The organism is Streptosporangium sp. NPDC049644, assembly GCF_040675205.1.
Taxonomy (GTDB): domain Bacteria; phylum Actinomycetota; class Actinomycetes; order Streptosporangiales; family Streptosporangiaceae; genus Streptosporangium; species Streptosporangium fukuiense.
This window is the reverse complement of sequence record NZ_JBFAOJ010000009.1, coordinates 146,888-163,513: the sequence shown is the minus strand read 5'-3', so window position 1 is coordinate 163,513 and position 16,626 is coordinate 146,888. Positions and strand designations below refer to the sequence as shown.

Sequence of the window (16,626 nt, the reverse complement as noted above, 5' to 3'; positions counted from 1 at the left end):
TGAGGGAGGTCGCTCGTTCCTCGCGACCTCCCTCTCCTCAGTCCAGTCGCCGGCGCGGCCTCACGGGTAGTCCTTTAAAGGGAGAAGTGCGGGGCGTGTCCTCAGGGGGCTCCTTGAGATGGTCTTCTCAGTCCGGTCTCCGGCGGGAGCTGAGAGCCGGGCGGGGCCTGACGTTGGCGGTGGGGCGCCTTCGGGGGCTCGTACGTAGATTGCGCGAACATTGTTCGGCGGTGTCCCGGTCACCGTACTGGCATATAGATCTCGATAGGCTTCTGAAGCAAACTGTCCTGCGACTTTAGGAGCGCTTCGTGGCTTCCATCGAGGGCGTTACCGCCCGAGAGATCCTTGACTCCCGGGGTAACCCGACGGTCGAGGTCGACATCCTCCTGGACGACGGCAGCCAGGGGCGCGCCGCGGTTCCCAGTGGTGCGTCCACCGGCCAGTTCGAGGCCGTCGAGCTCCGTGACGGCGACGAGCGCTACGGCGGCAAGGGCGTGGAGAAGGCGGTCCTCGGCGTGACCGACGAGATCGCCGACGAGATCCTCGGGTTCGACGCCACCGAGCAGCGCAGCATCGACCAGATCATGATCGACCTGGACGCCACGCCCAACAAGGCACGTCTGGGCGCCAACGCGATCCTGGGTGTCTCGCTCGCCGTGGCCAAGGCCGCCGCGGACAGCGCCGAGCTGCCGCTCTTCCGCTACCTGGGCGGGCCGAACGCGCACCTGCTGCCCGTGCCGATGATGAACATCCTGAACGGCGGCGCGCACGCCGACACCAACGTCGACATCCAGGAATTCATGATCGCCCCGATCGGGGCGGAGACGTTCCGCGAGGCCGTGCGGATGGGCACCGAGGTCTACCACGCCCTCAAGGCGGTGCTGAAGGAGAAGGGCTACGCCACCGGCCTCGGCGACGAGGGCGGCTTCGCCCCGAACCTGCCCTCCAACCGTGACGCGCTCGACCTGATCCTGGTCGCCATCGAGAAGGCCGGGTACGTGCCCGGCGAGGACGTCGCGCTGGCCCTCGACGTGGCCGCCTCCGAGTTCCACACGGGCGGCGTCTACACCATCGACGGCAAGGGGCTGTCCGCCACCGAGCTGATCGCCTTCTACGAGGACCTGGTCGCGAACTATCCGCTGGTCTCCATCGAGGACCCGCTGGACGAGAGCGACTGGGAGGGCTGGAACGCCATCACCCGCGCCCTCGGCGACAAGGTCCAGCTGGTCGGCGACGACCTGTTCGTGACCAACCCCGAGCGCCTGGCCCGCGGCATCGCCGAGGGCACCGCCAACGCGCTGCTGGTCAAGGTCAACCAGATCGGCACCCTGACCGAGACCCTCGACGCGGTGGACCTGGCCCACCGCAGCGGTTACCGCTGCATGATGAGCCACCGCTCGGGCGAGACCGAGGACACCACGATCGCCGACCTCGCCGTGGCCACCAACTGCGGCCAGATCAAGACCGGTGCCCCGGCCCGCTCCGACCGGGTGGCCAAGTACAACCAGTTGCTCCGCATCGAGGAGCTTCTGGACGACGCGGCCCGTTACGCGGGTCGGGCGGCCTTCCCGCGGTTCCGGCGGTAGTTTCTTCTGGCGGCTCGCACCCGTTCCGAGCGCGGGCCGCATTTCGGGAACGCCGGCCGCGGTCCGGCGTTCCCGAAATGCGAAGATCGGCGACCGCCGGTGTCGGAGCCGCTGTGCGGGGCACGGTGGACAGAGCACGACGGACGGGGCACGACGGACGGGGCCGCGAGAACGTGGGGACGAGGAGGGGCGCATGGCGACACGGCCGCAGTTGACGGGACGGGCCGCGGTCCTCGCGATCGTGGTGTGCGCGATCGCCATGAGCCTCGCCTACCCCATCAGGGAGTACATCGCACAGCGCCGCCAGATCGCCCAGCTGGAGCAGGACAAGGCCAGGGAGATCGCCGCGATCAAAGCCCTGGACGACCGCCACAAGCAGCTCCTGGACCCCGGTTTCATCAAACGGCAGGGCAGGGAGCGGCTCTTCTACTGCGACCCCGGCCAGAAGTGCTACGTCGTCATGGGCGAGTCGCCCGCGCCGGGCAGGAACACGGTCGGTGAGCGGAAGGCGGTCGCCAGACCACCGTGGTACGAAACGCTGTGGGACTCGGTCAAGGCCGCCGACAGCGGCACCGGGCAGAAGGCGGCCAAGGCCGCCGGGTGACGCCGATACCCTGGTTGTCATCTTCTTGGGGGTGTCACGAATGGTTGATGACCACGACGTGGCGGCGGTGGAGCGACAGCTCGGCCGGGCGCCGCGAGGACTGCGGGGGGTGGCGCACCGCTGCCCGTGCGGGCTGCCCGACGTCGTCGAGACCGCGCCGAGACTGCCCGACGGATCGCCCTTCCCGACCCTGTTCTACCTCACGTGCCCCAGGGCCGCCTCGGCCATCGGCAGGCTGGAGACCTCGGGGATGATGCGGGAGATGCAGGCCAGGCTCACCGACGACCCGGAGCTGGCCGAGGCGTACCGGGCCGCCCACGAGGACTACCTGGCGCGCCGTGACAAGGCGGCCGCCGAGGACGGCCTGGAGCCGCTGCCCCGTGACATGCAGAGCACCGGGGGCATGCCCACCCGGGTCAAATGCCTGCACGCCCTGGTCGGGCACGAGCTCGCGGCGCCGGGGAGCAACCCCTTCGGCCGTGAGGCCCTTGACGCGCTCGGCGAGTGGTGGGCCGCCGGGCCGTGTGTGGACGTCGAAGACGTAGAGGAGAGCAAGTGATCCGCGTCGCCGCGATCGACTGCGGTACCAACTCCGTCCGCCTGCTCATCGCCGAGGTCGGCAGGGACAGGCTGATCGACGTCGAGCGCCGAATGGAGATCGTCCGGCTGGGGCAGGGGGTCGACGAGACCGGCAGGCTGGCGGCGGACGCCCTGGAGCGCACGTTCACCGCCATGCGCGGCTATGCCGAGCTCATCGACCGGCACGCGGCCACCTCGGTCCGCGTGGTCGCCACCAGCGCGACGAGGGACGCCGCCAACCGGCAGGACTTCGTGGACGGCGTACGCGAGATCTTCGGCGTCGAGCCCGAGGTGATCACGGGCGTCGAGGAGGCGGAGCTGTCGTTCGTCGGGGCCACCCGCGAGCTGGTGCGCTTCTCGCCCGAGACGGGACTGCCCGCACCGGAAGGCACTCGCCCCCCGTATCTCGTGGTCGACATCGGCGGTGGCTCGACCGAGTTCGTGCTCGGCTCGACGCATGTGGAGGCCGCGTTCTCCGTCGACATCGGGTGTGTCCGGCTGACCGAGCGTCACCTGCGCGGCGCGGGTGACCCGCCGTCGGCGGAGGCGATCGAGGCGATGACCGCCGACATCGACGACGCGCTCGACCGGGTCGCGGCCGAGGTGCCGGTGGAACGGGCGTTGACGCTGGTCGGGCTTGCCGGTTCGGTCACCACGGTCGCCGGAGTAGCGCTCGAACTATCCGAATATGACTCGCAGAAAATTCACCATTCGCGAATTACCGCAGGTCAGGTGCATGACATTGCCGGCAGATTGCTCGGAATGACCGTCGGGCAGCGGGCGGAGATTCCCGTCATGCACCCCGGCAGGGTCGACGTGATCGGGGCGGGTGCGCTCATCCTCGACCGGATAGTGACCCGTTACGGTTTCGGCGATGTGGTCGCCAGCGAGCGCGACATCCTCGATGGCATCGCGTGGTCCGCAGCCACGTCATAACAAGACCTAGACAATTCACCCGTTTAGGGAGTATTGAGGAAAGCTTCCCGTTTATGGTTAGGTAAAGAAGCTTTAGTGGGACTTTGCCGTGGGCCCGGCACAGCTTGTTGTCGGGGCGGCAACCGTCTCCAGGGCGAATCTTGCTTCCCAACGAACGGAGCATCCCCTCATGAAGTCCGGACTAGCAAGAAAGCTAGCCGCAGCAGGAGCCGGCGCGGCCATGCTGGCAACCATGGCAGTAGGCATGCTGGCCACGCCCGCAGCGGCGGCCAGTGGATCGGGTCAGGCGGTCTCGGCCGCCGCCAAGCCGAAGCCCGCGGTGTGGGCGGGCACTCCCAAGGCGTCTCCCTCGAAGTACGAGGGTGAGTGCCCGGTCAAGGTGACCTTCTCCTCGAAGATCAAGGTGAAGGCCGTCAAGGCCAAGACCACCGTCGCCTACCGGTGGTTGCGCGGAGACGGGTCCAAGGGCAAGGTCCAGACCTTCACCTTCCGCGGCAAGGGCGTCAAGAGCTTCACCGTCAAGGAGAAGGCGACCTTCAAGGGCGACGTCAAGGGCTGGCAGGCCATCCAGCTCCTGGCTCCGCGTGCCGCCACCTCCGCGAAGGGCCGCTTCTCGGTCTCCTGCGGCGCCGGTGAGGACGACCACGAGGTCGTCAGGCCCGGCGTCGGTGCGCAGGTGTGGGTCGACGAGGGCAACTGTGAGGCTGCCCTGATCGGCCGCATCACCACCTCCGACTCCCGCTGGGTGCGTTACCAGTGGGTCGTCAACGGCCGCGTCGTCGACCGTGACGCCGTTCACGTCAACGGCTCGCGCAAGGTCTACCACGTGATCAAGCCCCGTGACGACTTCAGGGGCTGGGCCGAGCTGGAGATCCTCAGCCCGGTCGGGGCCTCGTCCAACCGCGCCTACTTCAAGATCTGGTGCAAGGACACGTCGCCGAAGGTCTCCACCTACGTCAGCGCTCCGACCGACTACGCCGGCACCTGCCCGGCGGCCCGTACGTTCACCGGCACGATCAGCGTCTCGCACCTCCGTGGCGCCGTGAAGTACCGCTGGATCCGCGACGGTGTCGCGGGCGACTGGCAGAGTGTCTACTTCAGCGGTCACGGTCCGCAGAGCCAGAGCGTGACCGACACCTGGACCGCCTCGGCGTCCGGCTACGCCAAGCGTGCGATCGAGATCTACGGTGGCCCGACCAGTGGCACCGAGGTGGGCAAGGTCACCTGCGTGCCCCCTCCCACTCCGACCCCCACTCCTACCCCCGCCGCGAGTCTTCCCGCCTGACGGCCTGACAGTCGCGACAGCGCGCCCGGCGGTTGACGCCGGAACGTGTCCGGAGTGAAACAGGCGGCGTCCGCACCCAGCGGGCGCCGCCTGTCGCCTTTTCAGCCCGACCGCCCCGCGGAAGGCGAGCGGCCCGATGTGCCCCGCGGTCTCCCGCATCGGGCACCATCAAACTCATGAGCTGTGTTCCTCCAGGATCCGGCTGGCCCGGTGATCCCGCCCAGCCCGACACCCCCGTCGCCCACGACCCCGCCGAGGTGCGCGAGCTCGCGGAGAAGAGCGGCACCCTCGCTGAGCTGACGGCCGCGCAGTCGGTCTGCAGGGCCTGTCCGCGCCTGGTGGAGTGGCGCGAGGAGGTGGCGACGGTCAAGAGACGGGCGTTCGCCGAGGAGACCTACTGGGGCCGGCCCATCGCCGGATGGGGCGCGGAGCGGCCCGAGATCCTGATCGTCGGACTGGCCCCGGCGGCGCACGGCGGCAACAGGACCGGGAGGATCTTCACCGGCGACCGCAGTGGTGACTGGCTGTTCGCCTCGCTGTACCGGACGGGGCTGGCCGTACAGGAGACCAGCCTGCACGCGGGCGACGGGCAACGGCTCGTCGGCGCGCGGATGGTGGCGGCGGTCCGGTGCGCTCCGCCCGCGAACAGGCCCGAGCCGGCCGAGCGGGCCACCTGCTTCCCCTGGCTGGCCCGTGAGGTCGCCCTGATCTCGGCGGACGTACGGGTGATCGTCGCGCTGGGAGGCTTCGCCTGGCAGGCGATCTGGCCCGCGCTGAAGGACGCCGGGTACGCCCTGCCCCGGCCGAGGCCGCCTTTCGGGCACGGCGCCGAAGTGGAGATCACCTCCCCCGGGGGAAGCCCCGTACACCTTCTCGGCTGCTACCACCCCAGCCAGCAGAACACCTTCACCGGCCGGGTGACCGCGCCGATGCTCGACGAGCTCTTCACCAGGGCGAACGCGCTCCGCAACTTGTGAAATCAATCACAACCAGAAGATCGGCAGGAATTTTCACGAGAAGAGGAGGTGTTTCTAACCATCGGCAGAAATTTCGGATAGGTTGCCAGGCTTGTGGCTGGCGCGACCGGGGCCGCGCGCGTATGCTTGTGAAAGCTTTCACAAGCCTCGAGACTTAAGGAAGGCGTCGAAGTGGACCGCAACTCCAAGCACATCGTGGTGATCGGTGGAGGCTATGTCGGCCTTTACACCGTGCTGCGCCTGCAGCACACGCTCCGCAAGGAACTGCGCGAAGGAAGCGTGCGAATCACTGTTCTCACCCCCGAGTCCCACATGACCTACCAGCCCTTCCTGCCCGAGGCGGCCGCCGGAAACCTCTCGCCCCGACACGTGGTCGTCCCGCTCAGGCGCGTGCTCTCGAAGGCGACGATCCTCAACGGCAAGGTGACCAAGGTCAACCACGCCGCCAAGAGCCTCACCTTCGCGCCCAACGTCGGCACGGCGCACGAGATCGACTACGACATCGTGGTCATGGCCGCGGGCTCGATCTCCCGTACGCTCCCCATTCCGGGCCTGGCCGACGCCGCGATCGGTTTCAAGACCGTCGGCGAGGCGATCGCGCTGCGCAACCGGGTGCTCGAACTCCTCGACCGGGCCGAGAGCGACGACGACGAGGCCCTGCGCAAGCGGGCGCTGACGTTCGTCGTGGTCGGCGGCGGCTTCGCGGGTGTCGAGGCGCTCGCGGAGCTGGAGGACATGGCGGTCGACGCCACCCGCTACTACCGCAACATCTCCCGCGAGGACATGCGCTGGGTCCTCGTGGAGGCCACCGACCGCATCCTGCCCGAGGTGGGCCCCGAGATGGGCAAGTGGACCGCCGAGCAGCTGCGCGAGCGCGGCATCGAGGTCAAGATGAACACCCGCCTCGACTCCTGCGAGGGCGGCCTGGTCAAGCTCTCCGACGGCGACGAGTTCGAATCCGCCACCATCGTGTGGACCGCCGGGGTGAAGCCCAGCCCGGTCGTCAACGCCGGAGACCTGCCCCTCGACGAGCGTGGCCGGATCAAGACGAGCACCCGGCTGACCGTGGTCGGCGTCGAGGACGCCTACGCGGCCGGAGACGTGGCGGGCGTGCCCGACGTGACCAACCCGGGCCAGTACTGCGCGCCCAACGCCCAGCACGCCGTACGGCAGGCCAAGGTCCTCGCGGACAACATCACCCGCAGGCTCCACGGGAAGGAGCAGGTCGACTACCGGCACAGGTACGTCGGCTCCGTCGCGGGACTGGGCCTGCACAAGGGGGTCGCCAACGTCTACGGGATCAAGCTCCGCGGGCTCGCCGCGTGGTTCATGCACCGCACCTACCATCTGTCGCGGGTGCCCACGATCAACCGAAAGGTCCGGGTGACGGCCGACTGGACCCTGGCGCTCTTCTTCAAGCGCGAGACCGTCTCTCTCGGAGAGATCGAGGAGCCACGTACGGAGTTCCGCGCCGCGGCGACGACCTGAACCTCTCCGGGGTGGACAGGAGTGTCCACCCCCGGATTCGTCGTTGCCGACGGTGTGCTATTTCTTGACCGGGTTCCCGAATCCAGGGCGGGTCCGTAGATTTGGAGCAGTGAGTCATGCGACGGTTGGCTTGAGCAGTTACGCATGAGTGTTCCGTTACGTATGATTAGGCGCCCCCGTAGCCCAATGGCAGAGGCAAACCCCTTAAAAGGGTTCGAGTGAGGGTTCGAGTCCCTCCGGGGGTACCGCATTGCCCATTCGACAATCGGTCCGTGACCAGTGCAAATGTGGTCGCGGGCCGATTTTTCTTACTACTTGGGATTCGATGGGGCCCTGGTATAAAATAGTAACCATGGGGAACGAGGCGAACCTGGAGCCGATGCTCCGGGCCAATGGGATCGCCCGGCAGGTGATCGATCACATCGGGGACAAGTGGTCCCTGCTGGTGATCGCGGCCCTGGGGTACGAGGCCCAGCGGTTCTCCCGGCTCAAGGCGCGGATCGAGGGGATCAACCAGCGCATGCTGACCCGGACGCTGCGGGCGCTGGAGCGCGACGGCATCGTCGAGCGCAACGTCTATCCGACCTCGCCGCCCAGGGTGGAATACGTGCTCACCCGGATCGGCCGTGACCTCTCGGTCACCGTGACCGGTCTCTGCGAGTGGGCGCGCCGCAACCTCGACGAGGTCGAGGCGTCGCAGCGCCTTTTCGACGAGAGGTCGGCGAAGGAGATGTGAGGTCCGGGAACCAGACGCGCCAACCGTTCGTTGGCAACATCGGCGGTAGCCGTACGGTCACTTGAACAACATGGATATCAGCACGATACGGCCGTGTGACAACCGATCTAATACGCTGATCGCGTAGGTCGCAGCGTGGAGGCAGCGATGGAGAGCAAGAACCCCGTATTCAGTCGGCAGGCCAAGGGGCATCAGCAGGGATGGGGCATGCCGACCCCCACCCCTGACCAGCTTCAGGGAATGTACAACACGCCGTCATACGCGCCGCCCGCACAGCGGACGATGACGATCGACGACGTGGTCGTGCGTGGCTTCATCACGCTCGGCACGCTCGTTGTCTCGGCGGCGGTCGCCTGGGCGCTCAACCTCGGCATGGGCGCGGCGATCGTCGGCGTCATCGTCGGCCTGGTGCTGGCCCTGATCATCTCGTTCAAACAGAGCACCAACCCCGCGTTGATCCTCGGCTACTCGGTGGCGTACGGCGTCGCCATCGGCGTGATCAGCCACGTTTACAACAACCTGTACAGCGGCATCGTGTTCCAGGCGGTGCTCGGCACGGCTCTGGCGTTCGGCGCCATGCTGACGGTCTACGCGTTGCGCATCATCCGGGTGACGCCGAAGTTCACCAAGTTCGTGGTGGCCGCCGGCCTGGGCCTGATGGGTCTCATGCTCGTCAACCTGCTCGCCGGCTTCTTCATCGAGGACGGCATCGGCATCCGCTCCGGTGGCCCGCTGGCCTACGTGTTCAGCATCGCCGCGATCCTCATCGGCTGCTTCTTCCTGCTGCTGGACTTCGACGAGGTCGAGCGCGGGGTGCGGGCCGGCGCCCCGGAGAAGTACTCGTGGCTGATGGCCTTCGGCCTGACCGTCACCCTGGTCTGGATCTACCTGGAGATCCTGCGCCTGCTGAGCTACTTCTCGAGTAGTGACTGACCGTGACGCCAGGAGGCCCCGCCGGATCCGATCCGGCGGGGCCTCCTTTTTTTCTGGACGGATGCGTGAGTGAACGGAAGGCAACGGGGGATAGACGAACCGCGACGAGAGAGAGCGTCTCGGGGCTTGCTATCTGCGCTTTCGTGATGCACTGTCGAGCAAAGGAGCCTATCCGTGGAGGTGCCCATGTCGTTGAACCACTCAATGGAGACGCAGAACAAGCTGATCGCAAGGGTTCCGGATATCACGGGACGCGCACTCCCCGAGTGGTTCCGAGCAATCGACAACGGCCCGTCGTTCCTTCGTTGTGATGAGCGCGCCACCTGGCTCGCGGACGAGCACGGGCTGTCCCACGGCTATGCCGCCGCCATAGTGCACGAGCACGAGCGGCACCGCCGTACCCGCCACCTGTAGTCGACCGTCTTCGCCAAGCCCGCGCCACCTTGGTGGTGCGGGCTCTGTCATGTGCGCCATGATGAGTTCATGGATCATGAGAAGGCGCGCGGATTCATCCGTGCCAACCACCGCGCGGTAATGCTGACCACGCATGCGGATGGGCGTCCGCAGCTCTCCCCGGTCACCGTGGGGCTCGACGCGGAAGGGAACCCGATCGTCAGCACCCGGGAGACCGCGGCCAAGGTCCGCAACCTGCGCAGGGACCCGAGACTCTCGCTCTGCGTGACCACCGACGCCTTCTTCGGCGAATGGATCCAGATCGACGGCACCGCGGAGATCATCTCGCTGCCCGAGGCGATGGAGACCCTGGTCTCCTACTACCGCGACATCTCAGGTGAGCACCCCGACTGGGACGACTACCGGGCCGCCATGGAGCGGGACCGACGGGTGATCGTGAAGATCACGATCACCCGTGCCAGCCCCGACGTCCACGGCTGACCGAGGCGTCGGGGCCGGTCCCGGCCCGGTCTCAGCTGAGGCGTTCCAGGACCATGGCCATGCCCTGGCCGCCGCCGACGCACATGGTCTCCAGCCCGATCGACCTGTCGTGGAAGGCGAGGCTGTTGATCAGGGTGGAGGTGATGCGAGCCCCGGTCATCCCGAAGGGATGGCCCACCGCGATGGCGCCGCCGTTGACGTTGAGCCTGTCGAGGTCGATGCCGAGTTCCTGGTAGGACGGGATGACCTGGGCGGCGAACGCCTCGTTGATCTCGACGAGGTCCACGTCGCCGATGGACATGCCCGCCCTGGCCAGGGCCTGCTTCGAGGCCTCCACCGGGCCCAGGCCCATGATCTCGGGGGACAGGCCGGTCACGCCGGTGGAGACGATCCGGGCGAGCGGGGTGATGCCGAGCTCGGCTGCCCTGGTGTCGCTCATCACGATCACCGCGGCGGCGCCGTCGTTCAGCGCGCAGCAGTTGCCCGCGGTGACCGTGCCGTCGGGCCGGAAGACCGGCTTGAGGGTCGAGACGGCCTCGTAGGTGGTGCCGGCGCGGGGGCCGTCGTCCTTGCTCACCACGGTTCCGTCGGGCAGGGTCACCGGGGTGATGTCCTTCTCCCAGAAGCCGTTGGCGATGGCCTTCTCCGCCAGGTTCTGGGACCGGACGCCGAACTCGTCCTGCTCCTGCCGGGAGACGCCCTTCAGCCCGGCGAGGTTCTCCGCGGTCTGGCCCATCGCCACGTAGATGTCGGGCAGCAGGCCGTCCTCGCGCGGGTCGTGCCAGACTTCGCCGCCGCCCTCGGCGGCCCTGGCCGAACGGGCGCGGGCGTCGTCGAACAGCGCGTTCTGCGTGTCGGGCAGCGAGTCCGAGTTGCCCTTGGCGAAGCGGGAGACGCACTCCACGCCCGCCGAGACGAACACGTCGCCCTCGCCCGCCCTGATCGCGTGCAGTGCCATCCGGGTGGTCTGCAGGGAGGACGAGCAGTAGCGGGTCACGGTGGTGCCCGGCACGCCGTCCAGGCCGAGCAGGGTGGCGACCACGCGGCCGATGTTGAAGCCTTGCTCGCCGCCCGGCAGGCCGCAGCCCAGCATGAGGTCGTCGATCGTGGCCGGGTCGAGTTGGGGGACCTTGGCGAGCGCGGCCTGGATGATCTGTGCTGTCAGGTCATCGGGGCGGATCTCCTTGAGGGACCCCTTGAAGGCGCGTCCGATGGGCGAGCGCGCGGTCGCGACGATGACTGCCTCGGGCATGTGGCTCTCCTGGGTTCGTATCTGCTCCTCCAGCGGAGCGTACCGCGCGGTATGCCCAAAGCCACGCCCAGGGCGGTACTGAAACAGAACTTTGTACTGGATGCACAGGGCCCCCGTCCGGAGACGGGGCCCTGTCGCGGGTCGACCGCCCCTCGCGGGCCGCGGATGTCAGCCGTACATGCCGGGCGAGGTGCCGTCGCCGTCCTTGATCCCGTGGAGGCCGCCCTTCTCGTCGCGCCACATCCGCCAGCCGTTCTGGCGGCCGGTGAACCAGGCGGGCGGGACGCCCGGGCCCGACACCCGCTTGCCGTCGGCCAGCCTGAACTCGCACAGCGAGGCCACCGAGTAGAACCCGGAGTTCTGGCCCTTGAGCGCGAGCGGTTTGGGATCGGTCACGCAGAAGGACCAGCCGTGCTCGTCCTTGACGTCGGCGTTGCGGCCGGTGGCAAGGTCGAACGCGTTGCCCGGCTTGTCATGTCGCAGGAAACCGACCTTCTCCATCCGGGTCGGGAAGGCCAGCCACCAGCCGGACTCGGGAACCTGCTCGGCGGAGATCTGGCCGAGCACCCGGCCGCTGTCGGCCTCCAGCCGGGCGAACCCGCCGTACTGGCCCTCCTGGTCGACCGGGCGGACCACCGGTGCGAAGCCGGGGCTGCCGCTGGGATAGACGCGGACCACCGACGGGCGCATCCAGTTGACGGTGCCGTCGGCGAGCTTGACGGAGAACAGGCCGAAGGCGGAGACCTTGCTCGTCTTCGGGTTGGTGTAGGGGGCGACGTACCCGACGAGGTTTCCCGTCGTCGCGCCGAAGGACCAGCCGCCCGACAGGTCGACCCCGGAGCCGAGGGCCTGCTCGACGGGGGCCCGCCAGATGACCTTGCCGGTCCTCAGGTCGTGCGACTCCAGGACGGGATGGCGGGCGAGGCGGAGGAAGACCACGCGGGAGGTGTCGGACCACTCGACCTCGGCGATGCCGGGGAGCTTCCACACGATCCTGCCGGTGACCGGATCGAGCACGACGACGCGGGCGCTCGCGAGCGCGGTGTGCTCGGACACGCACACGAAGGTTCCGCACCGCTGGGGGCCGAAGGTGGAGTGCACCGGCCGACTCCATCTGCGCGTTCCGGTTCTGGCGTCGAGGCCGACGAGTGTGGCCTTCCAGCGCCCCCGCCTGGCGGGGTCGACCGTCACCGCGACGGTCTGCCCGGTGGCGGTCTCGACGATCGCGGGAGCGGGCACCCCCATCCCCGGCAGGCGGCCGGCCATGGTCGAGGGGTGGGACCACAGTTTCCTGCCGGTGGCGAGGTCGACGGCCACCGCCTCAAGCGTGCCGTCCGGCTTCATGGAGGTCGCCATGGCGACGCCATCGGCGACGGTGGTGCGGCTGACCACGTTCACCTCGGTGTTGTGCCAGGTGGGATGGTCGGGGGTGGCCGCTTCACTGCCGGAGCAGCCGCCCAGGGTCAGAGCTCCGGCGAGCACCAGGGCCGGTTTCGCGAGGGGCCGGATCACGGGTATTCCACTCCAATGCGGGCGAGGCGTTACGGCTTCGCGGCGGAGGGTGACCGTGTTCAGGCGCGGTCGGGTCGCTTTCCGGGCCTCCGGCCGAGCAAGGTCACCCATCGTCCCTGGGGTCCGGTCGCTCGGCCGGCGACACGGGTCGCGGAGACCTCGGCGCCGGGCTCCTCCGCGGCCTTGGCCGCCGCGAGGTAGATCGACTCAGCGCGCTGGACGCGAGGTTCGGGCCACAAATCCAACGCACTGCATACGGAAGGTAGCACTGCGTAAGCTGTCTGGAGATAGCCTTGGCTAGATGGGTGATAACGATCAAGGCCGAACATCTCCGCCGGGTTCATGTCGAACTCCGGCCCCAGCAGGTCCGCGAAGGCCACGGTCCGCCCGCCCGCCTCGACCACGGCGACGGTCTGCGCGGCGGCCAGCTGGCGGCTCCATCGCCTGGTCATCCAGCGCAGCGGCTGCGCGATCGGCCTGACCGTGCCGAGGTCGGGACAGGTGCCCACGACCACCTCGGCCCCCGCCTCCCGCAGTCTCCGGACCGCTTTCTGCAGGTGCCGTACGGCCTGGGCCGGCACGGCCTGCGAGGTGACGTCGTTGGCGCCGATGAAAACGACCGCGATCTCGGGCCGGGCCTTGAGCGCCTCGTCGACCTGGTCGCCCAGCTCCGCGGAGGTCGCCCCCGACCTGCCCACCACGGTCAGCCGCACCGGCCGCTCGGCGATCACGGCCAGCCCGTTGGCGATCAGCACGGCGGGTGTCTCCGCGGGGTTCGTGGTGCCCAGGCCGACGGAGGTGGAGTCGCCGAGCATGGCCATCCGGATCGGCTCGCCGCCGAAGGCCCCGTACACGCCGTCAGAAGGCGGTCCGTCCATGCCGTGCGGCCGGCCGACCGCACGGCGGGCCACCATCGCCTCGGCCAGCAGCAGCCCGTAGGTCGCCGCACCGAGCACGGTGACGCCTCCCCCTCCCAGCGCGGCCGCCGCGGCGATGCGACGGGCGGCTCGCGCCGTCCCGGGTGTCCAGATCACGTGACGTTGCTCCCTCCGTACGGGGCGGTAGCGTTGCCTTTGAAACATGGTCGAGGTCCCGCCACCCCCATGGGATCACGGCGATCAACACAACAAGCTGACAGAGCTTTGGTATTTCGAGGTGATATCCCGGTGCGCGTACATGACTCGCTCGTCGAACTGATGGGCAACACCCCTCTCGTCCGGCTGCAGAAGGTGACGGAGGGTGTTTCCGCCCAGGTGCTGGCGAAGGTGGAGTATTTCAACCCAGGCGGTTCGGTGAAGGACCGCATCGCGGTGCGGATGATCGACGCCGCCGAGAAGTCGGGCGAGTTGCGACCGGGGGGCACGATCGTGGAGCCCACCTCGGGCAACACCGGAATCGGCCTGGCCATCGTGGCGCAGCAGCGGGGTTACAAGTGCCTGTTCGTGGTGCCGGACAAGGTGGCCCAGGACAAGATCGCGGTGTTGCGCGCCTACGGTGCCGAGGTCGTGGTCTGCCCGACGGCGGTCTCTCCCGATCATCCCGACTCCTACTACTCCGTCTCCGACCGGCTGGCCAAGGAGACGCCGAACGCCTGGAAGCCGGACCAGTACTCCAACCCGAACAACCCGGAGAGTCACTACCACTCCACGGGCCCGGAGATCTGGGAGCAGACCGAGGGCCGGATCACCCACTTCGTGGCGGGCGTCGGCACCGGTGGCACGATCAGCGGCACCGGCCGCTACCTCAAGGAGGTCTCCGGCGGCCGGGTTAAGATCATCGGCGCCGACCCGGAGGGCTCGGTCTACTCCGGCGGCACCGGGCGGCCGTACCTGGTGGAGGGCGTCGGCGAGGACATCTGGCCGACCACCTACGACACCACGATCTGCGACGAGATCATCGCGGTCTCCGACAAGGACTCCTTCGGCATGACCCGCCGCCTGGCCCGCGAGGAGGCGCTCCTGGTGGGCGGCTCCTGCGGGATGGCGACGGTGGCGGCGCTGCGGGTGGCCTCGCAGGCCGGCCCGGACGACGTGGTCGTGGTGCTGCTGCCCGACGGTGGCCGCGGCTACCTTTCGAAGATCTTCAACGACGAGTGGATGGCCGACTACGGCTTCCTGACCACCTACAGCGACGAGGGCCTGGTCAAGGACGTGCTGACCCGGAAGAACTCCGGTATGCCGGAGTTCGTGCACACCCATCCGTACGAGTCGGTCGACACGGCCATCTCGATCATGCGCGAGTACGGCGTGTCGCAGCTTCCGGTGATGAAGGAGGAGCCGCCGGTCATGGCCGCCGAGGTGGTCGGCTCGATCCTGGAGCGGGACCTGCTGGACGCCCTGTACCGCGGCCGGGTGCGGCCGACCGATCCGCTGGCGGCCCACATGTCGCAGCCGCTGCCGACGATCGGCGCGGGGGAGCCGGTCTCCATCGCCGTCGATGCGCTGGAGAAGGCCGACGCCGCGGTCGTCCTCGACAACGGCAAGCCCGTCGGGCTGCTCACCCGCCAGGACCTGCTGGCCTTCCTCGCCAACCACTGAGCTCGCCGACCACTGAGACCACCCGAATGCCGGCCGGGAGACCACGGCCGGCATTCGGGCCGTCCCTGCGGGTCAGAGGGGGAACTCGGCCGTCACCTCCCAGGCGCCGGAACGGGTGGGCCCGGCCATGAGCCTGCCGCCGAGCGCCTCGACGCGTTCGGCCATGCCCACCAGGCCGAAGCCGCCGCCGAGGTGGGAGATCCTGGCATCGGACACCGAGCCGTAGTTGCGCACCCGCAGCCGCACGGCGTCCCCGGCCGCGTTCTCTTGGCTCCCCGGCTCCCAGCCCTTCCCCGCGCGCCCGCTCTCGGCCCAGGCGCGCAGGCCGGAGCCGTCGGTCAGCCTCAGGTCCGCCTCGACCCAGCCGGTGCCGGGAGCATGCCGGCGGACGTTGGTCAGCGACTCCTGGAGGACCCGGTGGAGGGTGGTCATCACCTCCGGGGCCAAGGTGCCGTCGGTGATGCCCTGGCCGATGTCGAAGGCGACCTGGGGGCCGGTGGCGGAGAAACGCTCGACCATCGTGCGCATGTCCATGAGCGTGCTGCCCGGTGACCGGGCGGCCTCGTCCTGCGCGCGGAGCACGCCGACCAGGCGGCGCATCGAGGTCAGCGCGTCGGCCCCGGCACCGGCGATCGCCTCCAGGGAGGGGATCACGGCCTCCGGTTTCCGCTCGGCGACGATCTTGGCGGCCTGCGCCTGCACCACGATCCCGGTGATGTGGTGGGCGACCAGGTCGTGCAGTTCCCTGGCCAACTCCAGGCGCTCGGCCCGCCGCACCGACTCCACGGCCTCCCTGCGGCGCTCCTGCTGAAAGCGGAGGTAGGCGCCGACGCCGGCGGCTAACGACCAGCTCACGAAGAGCAGGAAGCCGGTGACCAGGCTGGCGGTCGTCTCGTTCAGGCGTACGCAGGACGCCTCCAGCACGACCATCGCCGCCAGCGAGAACAGCGCGGCCCGCCACACCGGCTCGATCGCGCGCAGCCCGCCGACGGTGAGGACCAGCAGCGTTCCGATCTCGGCCAGGCCGGGTCCGCCGTTACCCTCGGTGATGCCGACGGCCAGGCTGCACAGGAAGGACACCGTCAGCAGGGCGACGAACCCGCCGACCCGCAGGCGGCGGCGCCACAGCACCGCCGCGACGCCCAGCACGCCGCACACCAGAACCGGCCACATCGCCTCCCCGTGCGAACTCGTCACGATCAGAACGTCGAGCAGCAGGAGCAGGAGGAGCCAGCCGATCAACACGATCTCGCTGAGCCGTTTGACCCAGTAGATGAGCCGGTTCGTTTCCCCCACGGTCCCAGAGC

At 68.7% G+C, this 16,626-nt stretch carries 16 protein-coding genes and 1 tRNA gene; 13 read left to right on the top strand and 4 right to left on the bottom strand.

The window, feature by feature from the left end; translation table 11 throughout:
• Window positions 1-308 precede the first annotated feature (308 nt).
• From eno to AB0J58_RS07940, 12 genes are all read left to right on the top strand, one after another.
• Window positions 309-1,586 (top strand): phosphopyruvate hydratase, encoded by a 1,278-nt coding sequence (eno, locus tag AB0J58_RS07995; protein ID WP_343977846.1) that lies wholly within the window; start codon window positions 309-311, stop codon window positions 1,584-1,586.
• A 193-nt stretch (window positions 1,587-1,779) separates the two neighbouring features.
• On the top strand, window positions 1,780-2,190 hold the full coding sequence (locus AB0J58_RS07990) for a septum formation initiator family protein (RefSeq protein WP_364211785.1): 411 nt from the start codon (window positions 1,780-1,782) through the stop codon (window positions 2,188-2,190).
• 40 nt (window positions 2,191-2,230) lie between these two features.
• Entirely contained in the window at window positions 2,231-2,749 is a 519-nt protein-coding gene (locus AB0J58_RS07985) for a DUF501 domain-containing protein (RefSeq protein WP_364211782.1), read from the top strand.
• Entirely contained in the window at window positions 2,746-3,705 is a 960-nt protein-coding gene (locus AB0J58_RS07980; protein ID WP_364211779.1) for a Ppx/GppA phosphatase family protein, read from the top strand. The genes AB0J58_RS07985 and AB0J58_RS07980 overlap by 4 nt, the downstream gene beginning before the upstream one ends.
• Window positions 3,706-3,937: 232 nt before the next feature.
• Window positions 3,938-4,990: a hypothetical protein gene (locus AB0J58_RS07975; RefSeq protein WP_364211776.1), complete on the top strand. Its 1,053-nt coding sequence runs from the start codon at window positions 3,938-3,940 to the stop codon at window positions 4,988-4,990.
• A gap of 176 nt (window positions 4,991-5,166) precedes the next feature.
• Entirely contained in the window at window positions 5,167-5,967 is an 801-nt protein-coding gene (locus AB0J58_RS07970) for a uracil-DNA glycosylase (RefSeq protein WP_364211774.1), read from the top strand.
• A gap of 171 nt (window positions 5,968-6,138) precedes the next feature.
• Window positions 6,139-7,455 carry an NAD(P)/FAD-dependent oxidoreductase gene (locus AB0J58_RS07965; protein WP_343977827.1) on the top strand — a complete coding sequence of 439 codons (1,317 nt, stop codon included), beginning with the start codon at window positions 6,139-6,141 and terminating at the stop codon, window positions 7,453-7,455.
• 172 nt (window positions 7,456-7,627) lie between these two features.
• A tRNA-Leu gene (locus AB0J58_RS07960) sits at window positions 7,628-7,700 on the top strand.
• Window positions 7,701-7,807: 107 nt separating this feature from the next.
• Entirely contained in the window at window positions 7,808-8,191 is a 384-nt protein-coding gene (locus tag AB0J58_RS07955) for a helix-turn-helix domain-containing protein (protein ID WP_343977824.1), read from the top strand.
• Between the two features lie 147 nt (window positions 8,192-8,338).
• Complete coding sequence (locus AB0J58_RS07950; protein WP_364211771.1) at window positions 8,339-9,124, top strand: Bax inhibitor-1/YccA family protein; 786 nt, start codon at window positions 8,339-8,341, stop codon at window positions 9,122-9,124.
• Between the two features lie 186 nt (window positions 9,125-9,310).
• Entirely contained in the window at window positions 9,311-9,538 is a 228-nt protein-coding gene (locus tag AB0J58_RS07945) for a DUF4287 domain-containing protein (RefSeq protein WP_030910989.1), read from the top strand.
• Window positions 9,539-9,607: 69 nt separating this feature from the next.
• Complete coding sequence (locus tag AB0J58_RS07940; RefSeq protein WP_364211768.1) at window positions 9,608-10,018, top strand: PPOX class F420-dependent oxidoreductase; 411 nt, start codon at window positions 9,608-9,610, stop codon at window positions 10,016-10,018.
• Between the two features lie 31 nt (window positions 10,019-10,049).
• Here the strand turns inward: AB0J58_RS07940 and AB0J58_RS07935 are convergent, their stop codons facing one another.
• From AB0J58_RS07935 to AB0J58_RS07925, 3 genes are all read right to left on the bottom strand, one after another.
• A complete protein-coding gene (locus AB0J58_RS07935; protein WP_364211765.1) occupies window positions 10,050-11,270 on the bottom strand; it encodes an acetyl-CoA C-acetyltransferase in 1,221 nt (406 codons plus the stop codon).
• A gap of 168 nt (window positions 11,271-11,438) precedes the next feature.
• Entirely contained in the window at window positions 11,439-12,782 is a 1,344-nt protein-coding gene (locus AB0J58_RS07930; protein WP_364211762.1) for a PQQ-binding-like beta-propeller repeat protein, read from the bottom strand.
• A 59-nt stretch (window positions 12,783-12,841) separates the two neighbouring features.
• The gene (locus AB0J58_RS07925) at window positions 12,842-13,816 is read right to left on the bottom strand and encodes an SGNH/GDSL hydrolase family protein (protein ID WP_364211759.1); all 975 of its coding nucleotides are present in this window, start codon (window positions 13,814-13,816) and stop codon (window positions 12,842-12,844) included.
• A 132-nt stretch (window positions 13,817-13,948) separates the two neighbouring features.
• Here AB0J58_RS07925 and AB0J58_RS07920 point away from each other — a divergent pair, with 132 nt between their 5' ends.
• Entirely contained in the window at window positions 13,949-15,319 is a 1,371-nt protein-coding gene (locus AB0J58_RS07920) for a cystathionine beta-synthase (protein WP_364211756.1), read from the top strand.
• Between the two features lie 72 nt (window positions 15,320-15,391).
• Here AB0J58_RS07920 and AB0J58_RS07915 read toward each other — a convergent pair whose 3' ends face one another.
• Entirely contained in the window at window positions 15,392-16,615 is a 1,224-nt protein-coding gene (locus tag AB0J58_RS07915) for a histidine kinase (RefSeq protein ID WP_364211753.1), read from the bottom strand.
• Window positions 16,616-16,626: the final 11 nt, after the last annotated feature.